At 66.8% G+C, this 9,779-nt stretch carries 10 protein-coding genes; 8 read left to right on the plus strand and 2 right to left on the minus strand.

Annotation, left to right across the window (positions count from 1 at the left end; translation table 11 throughout):
- Positions 1–66: 66 nt before the first annotated feature.
- Positions 67–1,104, minus strand: a complete 1,038-nt coding sequence (locus tag VJ673_RS14415) for a glycosyltransferase (protein WP_324126820.1) — start codon at positions 1,102–1,104, stop codon at positions 67–69.
- Positions 1,105–1,301: 197 nt separating this feature from the next.
- The gene (locus VJ673_RS14420) at positions 1,302–2,048 is read right to left on the minus strand and encodes a lytic transglycosylase domain-containing protein (RefSeq protein ID WP_324126832.1); all 747 of its coding nucleotides are present in this window, start codon (positions 2,046–2,048) and stop codon (positions 1,302–1,304) included.
- Positions 2,049–2,149: 101 nt separating this feature from the next.
- On the opposite strand from VJ673_RS14420, the gene gspG reads away from it, so the two are divergent.
- From gspG to VJ673_RS14460, 8 genes are all read left to right on the plus strand, one after another.
- Positions 2,150–2,584 (plus strand): type II secretion system major pseudopilin GspG, encoded by a 435-nt coding sequence (gene gspG / locus VJ673_RS14425; RefSeq protein ID WP_324126821.1) that lies wholly within the window; start codon positions 2,150–2,152, stop codon positions 2,582–2,584.
- 3 nt (positions 2,585–2,587) lie between these two features.
- Positions 2,588–3,763 carry a type II secretion system F family protein gene (locus VJ673_RS14430; protein ID WP_324126822.1) on the plus strand — a complete coding sequence of 392 codons (1,176 nt, stop codon included), beginning with the start codon at positions 2,588–2,590 and terminating at the stop codon, positions 3,761–3,763.
- A complete protein-coding gene (locus VJ673_RS14435; protein WP_324126823.1) occupies positions 3,760–5,433 on the plus strand; it encodes a GspE/PulE family protein in 1,674 nt (557 codons plus the stop codon). The genes VJ673_RS14430 and VJ673_RS14435 overlap by 4 nt, the downstream gene beginning before the upstream one ends.
- On the plus strand, positions 5,414–6,139 hold the full coding sequence (locus tag VJ673_RS14440) for a hypothetical protein (RefSeq protein ID WP_324126824.1): 726 nt from the start codon (positions 5,414–5,416) through the stop codon (positions 6,137–6,139). The genes VJ673_RS14435 and VJ673_RS14440 overlap by 20 nt, the downstream gene beginning before the upstream one ends.
- Positions 6,130–6,684 carry a hypothetical protein gene (locus VJ673_RS14445; RefSeq protein ID WP_324126825.1) on the plus strand — a complete coding sequence of 185 codons (555 nt, stop codon included), beginning with the start codon at positions 6,130–6,132 and terminating at the stop codon, positions 6,682–6,684. Before VJ673_RS14440 ends, VJ673_RS14445 begins: the two co-directional genes overlap by 10 nt.
- Positions 6,681–7,355: a hypothetical protein gene (locus tag VJ673_RS14450; protein WP_324126826.1), complete on the plus strand. Its 675-nt coding sequence runs from the start codon at positions 6,681–6,683 to the stop codon at positions 7,353–7,355. Before VJ673_RS14445 ends, VJ673_RS14450 begins: the two co-directional genes overlap by 4 nt.
- Complete coding sequence (locus VJ673_RS14455) at positions 7,352–7,882, plus strand: hypothetical protein (protein ID WP_324126827.1); 531 nt, start codon at positions 7,352–7,354, stop codon at positions 7,880–7,882. Before VJ673_RS14450 ends, VJ673_RS14455 begins: the two co-directional genes overlap by 4 nt.
- Positions 7,879–9,779: secretin GspD/PilQ domain-containing protein (locus VJ673_RS14460; protein ID WP_324126828.1), on the plus strand; the 1,901-nt coding region annotated here is incomplete at its 3' end. The genes VJ673_RS14455 and VJ673_RS14460, both read left to right, overlap by 4 nt.

The raw sequence follows: 9,779 nt of genomic DNA on the forward strand, positions 1-9,779 counted from the left end.
GCCGCAAGGCGGGAGACGGTCTCCTCCTGCATCGATTGTGCGCCCGCAAGGGCGCATTTTTTTGCCTCAGGGTTTGCCGCCACGAGGGGCATTCGTGTGTTGAATGATCGCCGCATCGAGCGCCTGTTGAAAACCCCCCGCGGCGCGCCGTGCGACGAAGACACGGCGGAGTTCGGCGGCACGTCGTCTGCATTGCGGGTCGGTTAGCAGCGTCTGGGCGGCGCTGCGCAGCGTCAGAGCGTTGGCATGCTCCGGACGCAGCGCGAGGCCGGCTCCGTACGCGACCACGCAATCCATGTTCAGGTGCTGGTCCAGGTTGAACGGGATGCCGAGCACCGGGACGCCGCAAGCGAGGGCCTGATGGCTCGTCGGACTGCCGCCGTTGCAAATCACGAGAGCCGCGCGCGCGCTCATCTGGGCGCCCGGCAGGTAGTCCGCAACGGTAGCGTTTGCGGGGACGCGATCGAGCAGCGCCCCGGCCGATGCGACGGCGACATGACAATCGAGCTCTGACAGTGCTTCGAGAATGACCGGAAGGAGGGCACCCGATCCTGAGCTTCCGAGGGTTACGTAGACGAGAGGCCGCTGCGCCGCAGCCGCCGGCAGCTCCGGCATCGGCAGTTCAGGCGACCATTCGACGGGGCCGATATAGCGATGGTTGTCAGGCAGGCCCGCGGTCGGCACGAGTTCGGGGACGTCCGCGTACAGCGTCATGTCGGCGTCGGTATAGACGCGGCGCAGGTCGAGGCCCAGCCCGGGAAGTCCATACTCGCGGCGCAGCAGGTTCAGCGGGACCGTGTGCCATGCGAATGCGAAGGGGCGGCCGAGCGTGAAGAAGGCCGAGGCGAGCGGCACGCCCAGGATTCGTGCCATCGGAAGACTCGGCATCGGGATGCGACGGCGTGAGGCGTAGGGGCTCCAGTACGCGTTCGAAAGTGCGACGTAAGGAATGCCCGCGACGCGTGCACTGACCGACAGCGAGAGACGGAAGTCGCCGACGACAACGTCCGGTTTGACGCGGTCGAGCAGTTTCAGGTCTTCGTCCGCGTATTGCCTCAGCGTACTCAAGGGGTAGAGGCGAGCGCCGTTGGCAAGACGGGACATGAACAGCCGCGGGTCGATCGAGTTGATGGGCTCGCGAGGCCAGGGCCAGTCGGGGAACAGGCGAAGATAGGTGCCGTTGCAGGCGAAAGCGACTTCCCACTCCTCCTCATCCAGACCGCGGGCGAGGGCGTAGGGGCGGGCAACGTGGGCGAGCGTCGCGGCCTCGGCGATGAAAAGTACGCGTCGTCTCGATCTTGTCAGGGCCGCATCTCCTGCGAGGATCGCGGCTGCGCGTTGACGCGCCGCTGGAAGCGATCCAGTACCTTAGGGACGTACGCGAGGGTTTCGGGATAGGGCGGAATCGCGTTGCCATAGCGACTGACCGCACCCTCTCCGGCATTGTAGGCAGCCAACGCGAGCGGTAGCGCGTTGAAGCGATCGATCAGCTCGCGCAGGTAGCGCGCGCCGCCGGAGATGTTCTGACGCAGATCGAAGGGGTCGTTCACGCCGAAACGCGAGGCGGTCTGCGGCATGAGTTGCATGACGCCGAGTGCGCCCTTCGGCGAGCGGGCGCGTTCATTGAATCCACTTTCCACCGAGGCGACGGCTTCGAGCAGCGCCGGGTGCACGCCCGTTTCACGTGCCGTGTCGTGAATCACCCGGGCGATGGCCTCGGGCGTAGCGCGCATCCGGCGCATGTCGGGCGCGGTACGAGGAGCGCCCGACGGCTGGAAGCGCGTGCCCGGTATCGCGCGGTGGCGCGCGTCGCTCGGCGCGTCGCTGAAATGCGAGACGCCCTGATCGTCGACGAAGACATAGAGCTGCTGGGCGTGTGCCCCTTGGGCACCGAGAACGGCCAGAATCGTAGCGAACACCCGCACCAAGCCATGCATTTGGGCTCGCAAACATGACGAAGGCGTCATCGGTGCAGTATCCTCTCGCGACAATTCCCGCATCGTGGTCGGTCCGGTCACATCGATACGCGGCCAGGCGATACGCAGCACGTTGGGCAACTATTACGCATGCCGGTTCGATTTTCTGCGCATAGATCGGCGTGTTGAATGTATGGTAACGTTAATCCTAGACTTGGAGCGCGGAGTTATTCATGCGTGTACAGGCAGCGGGGGCCGCGAAGACGGCCGCATCGGGCTTCACTCTCCTCGAGCTGCTGGTGGTCATGGTGATCATCGGGCTGCTCGCCGGTTACGTCGGCCCGCATTACTTTTCCCAGATCGGCAAGTCTGAAGTCAAGGCGGCCAAGGCCCAGATCGACGCGCTCGAGAAGGCTCTCGATCAGTATAGGCTCGATGTCGGGCATTACCCCAACACGGATCAGGGCTTGCGGGCCTTGAACGCGGCGCCGGCCGGCGAGAGCCGTTGGCAGGGTCCGTATCTTCGCAAAGCGATTCCCGACGATCCCTGGGGCAAGCCCTACCAGTATCGCCAGCCGGGCGAGCACGGCGAGTTCGATCTGTTTTCCCTGGGGAAGGACGGGCAACCCGGCGGCGAAGGTGAGGCAGCGGACATAACCAACTGGTGATGCATGCGCTATCGGGTGAGGGCCATCGGAGCAAGTGCGACGGTCGTCGAGACGGAGCTTGAGGCTGCCAGTGCGGCTGATGCGCGCGCCATGGCGGTCGCGCGCGGGTTATCGGTCCTGTCCCTGAAGGAAATGGCGCGAGGCCGGGGACGCCGCCGCTTTCCGCTGTTGCTCTTCAACCAGGAGTTGCTTGCGCTATTGCGCGCCGGGATATCGCTGGCCGAGGCGGTTGCTGCGCTTCTCGAAAAGGAAACGCGGCCGGCCGTTCGCGGCGTCCTTACCGAGGTGCTGGGCGCCCTCAGTGAAGGCCGTAGTCTCTCCAGCGCGCTGGAGGCGGCGCCGCATGCGTTCCCCGATCTGTATGTCGCCATGATCCGCGCCGCCGAGCGCACGAGCGACCTCGATCAGGCGGTCGAGCGCTACATCGCCCACCTGCAGGAAGAGGGGAGGCTGCGCGACAAGCTCGTCGGCGCAGCCATCTATCCACTGCTGCTGGTCGGGGCTGGCGGCTTGGTCGTGCTGTTCCTGCTCGGTTACGTCGTGCCCCGCTTTTCGCACATCTACGAGGACGTGGGCACGGATCTGCCATTCATGTCGCGCCTGTTGCTGGAATGGGGGCAGTTCGTCGAGGCCCATGCGGCAGGGATGGGCGTGTTCCTGGCCTTGCTGGTCGTGGCAGGCTTCGCTGTCGTGCGCAGCCAAGCCGTGTGGGCCGCCGTCGGGCGCCAGATGTGGCGCATGCCTTTCATCGGCGAGCGCCTGCGGGTCTTCCAGCTGGCGCGTTTCTATCGTACCGTCGGCATGCTGTTGACCGGCGGCATCCCCGCCGTGACGTCACTCGGGATGGTGTCGGGGCTCTTGTCCCCGATGCTCCAGTCGGGCCTGAGCGCCGCGATCGTTTCGATCCGCGAAGGGCGCAGCTTTTCGTCGACGCTCGCGACCCGCGGGCTGACCACCCCTGTCGCGTTGCGCATGCTCGAGGTGGGCGAACGGGCGGGAAACCTGGGCGAGATGCTCACCCGAGCAGCCGAATTCCATGAAGAGGACACCGCGCGCCAGCTCGAATGGCTGACGCGCCTGTTCGGGCCGCTGTTGATGTTGGGGATCGGCTGCGTGATCGGGCTGATCGTCGTGCTGATGTATTTGCCGATCTTCCAGCTTGCCGAGAGCATCAAATGACCAATCCGCTTGCCTCCGTGCTGGCGCCGCCGCCGTTTTCCGCAGCCGATTTCGCGGCCGCGGCGGCCGGTGGTGTGCGGATCGTCGAAGGGCTCGCGACGCTGGAGCCGGACCCGGAGATCCGTCTCGCACGGCTCGCGCGCAGCACGGGCCTGACCCCCGTGGGCCACGCGAGGTTGATGACACTGGTGCCCGATTTTTCCGCGATCGCATTCGAGATGGCTCTCCACCGGGAATGCGCGGCCTTGCGCGAGGAGGAGGGACGCCTGCTAGTCGTGGTCGCCGATCCTTTCGATTCGGACCTTCTCGACGGGCTCGGGGCTCGCCTTGTCGAACCTTATACGGTGCTGCTCGCGGACCGCGACGATCTGATGGCTTGCCTGGCGCGTCACGAGGACGAGGTGCGTCGCGCTGCAGGGCTGATCGAATCGCGTGAGACCGGGCGTGGCGGGGAACGCGCCGAAGATCTGTCGCTCAAGCGGATCAGTGCCGATGTGAGCCCGGTGGTCAAGCTCGTGAATTCGACCTTGTACGACGGCTTGAAACAGCTGGCGAGCGATATCCACCTCGAGTCGGTCCCAGGCGGTCTGGTGATCAAGTACCGCCTGGACGGGGTCTTGTCCCGGGTGGGGGCGGTGCAGGGGGCGGATCTCGCGGAGCAGGCGATTTCGCGGATCAAGGTGATGGCGGAGCTCGACATCGCAGAGCGCCGCGTTCCGCAGGACGGGCGTTTCAAGGTCAGCGCCGGTGGACGCGAGATCGATTTTCGCGTGTCGATCATGCCGAGCATCCACGGCGAGGACGCGGTATTGCGGATCCTCGACAAGGAGCACCTGACGCGCGAGATGAGCGGGCTCACGCTCGAGACGCTCGGTTTCGACGACGTGACCCGCGCGGCGCTGCGTCGGCTGGCGCGCCTCCCGTATGGAATGCTGCTCGTGACCGGTCCGACGGGCTCAGGGAAGACGACAACCTTGTACGCGACCCTGGTCGAAACCAACCAGGGCGTCGACAAGATCGTCACGATCGAGGACCCGGTCGAATATCAGTTGTCGGGGGTGCTGCAGATCCCGGTGAACGAAAAGAAGGGCCTGACCTTCGCCCGCGGTCTGCGATCGATCCTGCGTCACGACCCGGACAAGATCATGGTGGGTGAGATCCGCGACGGGGAAACGGCGGAGATCGCCGTGCAGGCCGCGCTGACGGGCCACCTCGTGTTCACGACGGTGCACGCCAACAACGTCTTCGACGTGATGGGACGGTTCATGCATATGGGGATCGACCCCTATAACCTGGTCGCCGCGCTCAACGGAATCGTCGCGCAGCGCCTGGTGCGGGTGAATTGCCCATATTGCACGCAGGACGTCGTGCCCGACACGGGGTTGATCGCGGAGTCGGCGCTGGCGGACGTCAGCCGATTCCGCTTCCGCGCCGGTCTGGGCTGCGGCCATTGCCGCGGGTCGGGTTACCGCGGACGGCGTGCGGCCGCGGAGGTGTTGCTGCTCAACGACGAGCTGCGGGAATTGGTCGTCGCGCGGGCGCCGATCCGGGCGGTCAAGGAGGCCGCGGGGCGGGCGGGCTTCCACGGGCTGCGTGCGGCGGCGCTCGACATGGTGGCCGCGGGCGAGACGACTTTGCAGGAGGTGAACCGTGTCACGCTGGTGGCCTGAACCCTTCCGCTTGCTCGTCGAGCCCGACGCTTTCGACGTCGCCGCACGCGGACCGTTGCGACGAGTGGAGTTCGCAGGCCGACCCCAGGAGGCCTTGCCGCTCTTGTCGCAGGAAGGCGATCCGGCCATCCGACCGAATACGATCTGGGAAGTGCTGCTGGCGGACGGGCTGGTCCGTTATCTGGTCGTCGAATGGCCGGCGGGCCTGCGCGGACGGCCCGAACGGGCGGCGTTTGTCGCGCACCGTTTCCGCGAGGTACATGGCATCGAGTCGCCGGAATGGCAGTTCGCGATCGAGCCCAGCGTTACCGGGGTTCCGACGATCGCGTGCGCTGCGCCGGTCGAACTGATCGCGGCGGTGGACGAATGGGCCGCTCGCAATCGGTTGCGGATTGCCCGGATCACCGGGGAGTTCGTCGCAACCTACAACCGCTTGCGATCGCGACTCGACAATCCGCTCGGTGCATTGGCCATCGAGCGGGGTGGCCGGTTGACGGTCGGCCTGTGGCACGACGCGACGTGGCTCGCGCTGCGCAGCCAGCCGCAGGGCGCCGGAGGGGCGAATCCGCTTGGCCAGCTTCTCCAGGCGCTGCAGGCGCGCGCCGGCAAGCAGGCCGACGGCGGGACCCTGTACCGGGCCGGAACGGATCTCGAAGCGCCGGGCGGCTGGGCATCGGTGGCCTTGGGAGGCGAAGCATGGGCCTGATGCGTCGCGCGCCGCTTTCGATCGAGCTCGACTTCGTCGCCGCGCGGCGGGGGCCACGCTGGTACGGCTGGGCATTGCTCGTGGCCGGTATCGCCGGCGCCGCCCTGGCGTTTGGCGACTACCGCACCGAACAGGCAGAACTCGCGGAGCGGCAAAAGACCCTCGAACGCCTGCGCGAATCGGTCGCACACGCCGCTCCGACTCAGCGCGCGGCCGGAGGCCGCAGTGTCAGTCCTGACGAGGCGAAGGCCGCGCTGGAAGTCGCCGCGCATCTGAACGCCGCTTGGGGCCGGTTGTTCGCCGGCATGGCCGCGGCCCAGACCGAGTCGGCCACGTGGATTTCGTTCGACGGCGATGCGTCGCGCAACAGCGTCCGGATCGCAGGCGACGCGCGGAATCTCTCGGCGGTCTTCGACTTGCTCGAACGCCTGAACGGCGCCGAGGGCATTCGCGACGCGCGACTGTCCAGCTACGAATGGACAAACGCCGGAGCCGTTCCGGTCGTGCGCTTTCACGCGACTGCGACGTGGGGGAGCGGGCAATGAAGGGCTTCCCGCAGGGGCAAGACTCCGGAATGCGTCCGGTCGAGCCGGAAGCGGCCGTCGTGTCCCGCTCGGCCCAGGCCCTCGGCCCCGGCTTGCCGAGTTACGACCGCAAAGCGCCTCGATCGAAGATCCTCCTGCGGCTCGCGCGGGAACGCGTCGGCCGTATCGCCGCCGGGGCGGGCTGGATCGGAGGCGTCGGGGCAGCGCTGCTCCTCATCGCGCTGGCGGCCTCTTGGTTCGTCGCGCGGGATACGGACGAAAGGCGAGCCGCGCTGGCTGCGGAACGTGCTGCCCTGTTGCGCGGTGAAGGGCGTCAGACTCCGGTCGTCGATGAGCGCGAACGGTTGAAGACCTTCTATGACCGCTTTCCGCCGGCAGCCGATCTGCCGGCCAGGCTGCACCGGCTCGATGAGCTTGCGGTCAGCCACGGCGTGACGTCGAAACGCACCGATTATCGCAGCGGGACCGCTTCTGGGACCTCGCTGCAGGTCGTAAGCCTGGCGATCCCAATCGAGGGCGAGTTCAAGGCGATCTACGATTGGCTGGCCGACGTGCTCAACGACATGCCCGAGGTGGCGCTCGAATCCCTGAACGTGAAACGCGCGGACAGCGCTACCAGCGCAGTGGAGGCGGAGGCACGCCTGCAGATCTACCTGCGGAGTGCGAGATGAACGCTCGTCAGCTGGTGCTGGGGATTGGCCTCGTCGCCACGGCGGCGGCGACATGGTGGGTGAGCCAGGACAAAGAGGCCGACACCGACGTCGTGCCGGAGCCTCGGACTCAGCGTTCCCGGGCCGCCGACGCTGCCCCGGCCTCAAGCGGCAAGACGGGCACGGCGCCGCCGACCGAAGCCCGCGCGGCCGATCGTTATGCCGCGCTGGGTGTCGCACGCGCCCCCTGGCCGGACGTGGCGGAGGAGCTTGCCCGCGGGGTGAACTTCGCTCCGCCGGCCCGATCAGCCCCGTCCGGCCCACCCCCTGCACCGACGGCGCCTCCGTTGCCCTACCGCTTCGTCGGTGCGATCGAAGACGCACAGGGCAAGGCCGTCTTCCTGCTCGACGGCAATCAGGTGCGCCTCGTGCGGGAAGGAGAGAAATTGGGCAGCCAGTACCGGGTGGAGCGGATCACCTCCACCAATATCGAAATGACCTACCTACCCCTTGGTTTGAAGCAGACACTCAGCCGGCAGAGCCCATGATGACGAAGAAAACGACCCCGCATGCCGCCCGGCGACTGGGCCTGTCGACCGTGCTGGCTTTCGCGCTGGTGGCATGTGCGACCAATTCCACGCTTGAGCAGAGCCGCAAGGACTTCGCGACCGGCGACCGCATGCTCGCCTTGCAGCGTCTCGAGAAGGCGGTGAAGGAAGATCCGGCGAACGCGGAATTGCGCAGCTACTACATCCGCCAGCGCGACTTGCTGGTGCTGGAGCGGCTCACCGCAGCCGACCGTGCCCGCATCGCCGGCAAGACCGCCGAGGCTGTCGCCTTGTATCGCGATGTGCAGAGGATCGACCCTGACAACCCCCGGGCGCGGCTCGGCGTCGAAGAGGCGGATCGCTCGCGTCGCCGGCGTGAGCGGGTTGCGCAGGCGCGGGTCGCCTTCGTCGCGAATGACGTGTCCACGGCGACGCGCCTTGTGCGGGGTGTGCTCGCCGAGGACCCGGACGACCGCGCCGCGCAGGAACTCAGGCGCGAGCTCGACGAACGCGTGCAGCAGACGAGCAAGCCGCAGGCGGAGGCCTTGCAGGGCGCGATGGCGAAGCCGGTGACGCTGGAGTTCCGCGACGCGCCGCTGCGTGTCGTGTTCGAGGCGCTATCGCGGGCGAGCGGCCTGAACTTCGTCTTCGACCGCGACGTGCGGACCGAGAATCGCGTCACGCTCTTCGTACGGGACACGACCGTCGACGAAGTGATCCGGCTGCTGTCGGCGACCCAGGGCATTGACCGCAAGCTGCTCAACGCGAATTCCATCCTCGTCTATCCGGCAACCTCCGCCAAGCAGCGTGAACACGTCGAACTCGTCACCCGCAGCTTCTATCTCGCGAACACCGACGCCAAGTCCGCGCAGACGATGGTCAAGCAGCTCGTCAAGACGCGCGACGTCTTCATCGACGAGAAGCTGAACCTGCTCGTCGTGAAAGACACGCCGGATGCCGTGCGGATGATCGAACGGCTCGTTGCGACGCTCGACGTGCCCGAGCCGGAAGTGATGCTCGAACTCGAAGTGCTCGAGATCAGCCGCAACAAGCTGCTGGACCTGGGCCTCGAGTTTCCCGAGCAGATCGGTTACGGGCTGCTGACGCCGGACATTCCGGCGCCGAGCCAGATCGTGAACGGCGTGGTCATCTCCGGCACGACCCAGCTCGGCGGCAAGCTGCTCGACGGCAACATCAACCTGCGCAAGCGCGGCGACCTCGTCCCCTTCGTCAGCAACCCGGGCCTCGTGCTGCGCTTGAAGAGCGAGGACGGCGATTCGAGCATCCTCGCGAATCCGCGGATCCGTGTCCGGAACCGGGAGAAGGCCAAGGTCCACATCGGCGACAAGCTGCCCGTGTTCACGACCACCTCGACGGCGAACGTCGGCGTTTCGGCCTCGGTGTCCTATCTCGACGTCGGCCTGAAGCTGGAGGTCGAGCCTTCCGTCTATCGCGACGACGAAGTCGGGATCAAGATCAACCTGGAGGTCAGCAACATCGTCAAGGAGGTTCCTGGTCCGACCAGTTCCTTGGCCTACCAGGTGGGCACACGCACCGCGACGACCGCCTTGCGCCTGCGCGACGGCGAAACCCAGGTGCTCGCCGGCCTGATCAACGACGAGGACCGCAGCGCGGCGCAGCGAGTGCCGGGCCTTGGCAACCTTCCGGTTCTCGGCCGCCTGTTCTCCGCGCAGCGCGATGCGCACAACAAGACCGAAATCGTCCTGCTGATCACCCCGCGCATCGTGCGCAACGTCATGCCCCCGGTCGCGCTCCTCGCCGACATGCCGGCGGGGACGGAGGCGAATGTCGGGGCCGAGCCGCTGCGCCTCGGGCGGACCGCTCCCGGTAGCCTCAGCCTGCGAACCGAAGGCGGCGGCGCAGGATCGGCACGGAT

The organism is Aromatoleum sp. (assembly GCF_035254505.1).
Taxonomy (GTDB): Bacteria; Pseudomonadota; Gammaproteobacteria; order Burkholderiales; family Rhodocyclaceae; genus Aromatoleum.

What these genes read in the sequence shown, in the direction of transcription:
- VJ673_RS14445 (WP_324126825.1), top strand. Translation starts at nt 6,130, where the DNA reads ATGGGCCTGATGCGTCGCGCGCCGCTTTCGATCGAGCTCGACTTCGTC.
- VJ673_RS14455 (WP_324126827.1), top strand. Translation starts at nt 7,352, where the DNA reads ATGAACGCTCGTCAGCTGGTGCTGGGGATTGGCCTCGTCGCCACGGCG.
- VJ673_RS14430 (WP_324126822.1), top strand. Translation starts at nt 2,588, where the DNA reads ATGCGCTATCGGGTGAGGGCCATCGGAGCAAGTGCGACGGTCGTCGAG.
- VJ673_RS14415 (WP_324126820.1), bottom strand. Translation starts at nt 1,104, where the DNA reads ATGTCCCGTCTTGCCAACGGCGCTCGCCTCTACCCCTTGAGTACGCTG.
- VJ673_RS14435 (WP_324126823.1), top strand. Translation starts at nt 3,760, where the DNA reads ATGACCAATCCGCTTGCCTCCGTGCTGGCGCCGCCGCCGTTTTCCGCA.
- gspG (WP_324126821.1), top strand. Translation starts at nt 2,150, where the DNA reads ATGCGTGTACAGGCAGCGGGGGCCGCGAAGACGGCCGCATCGGGCTTC.
- VJ673_RS14450 (WP_324126826.1), top strand. Translation starts at nt 6,681, where the DNA reads ATGAAGGGCTTCCCGCAGGGGCAAGACTCCGGAATGCGTCCGGTCGAG.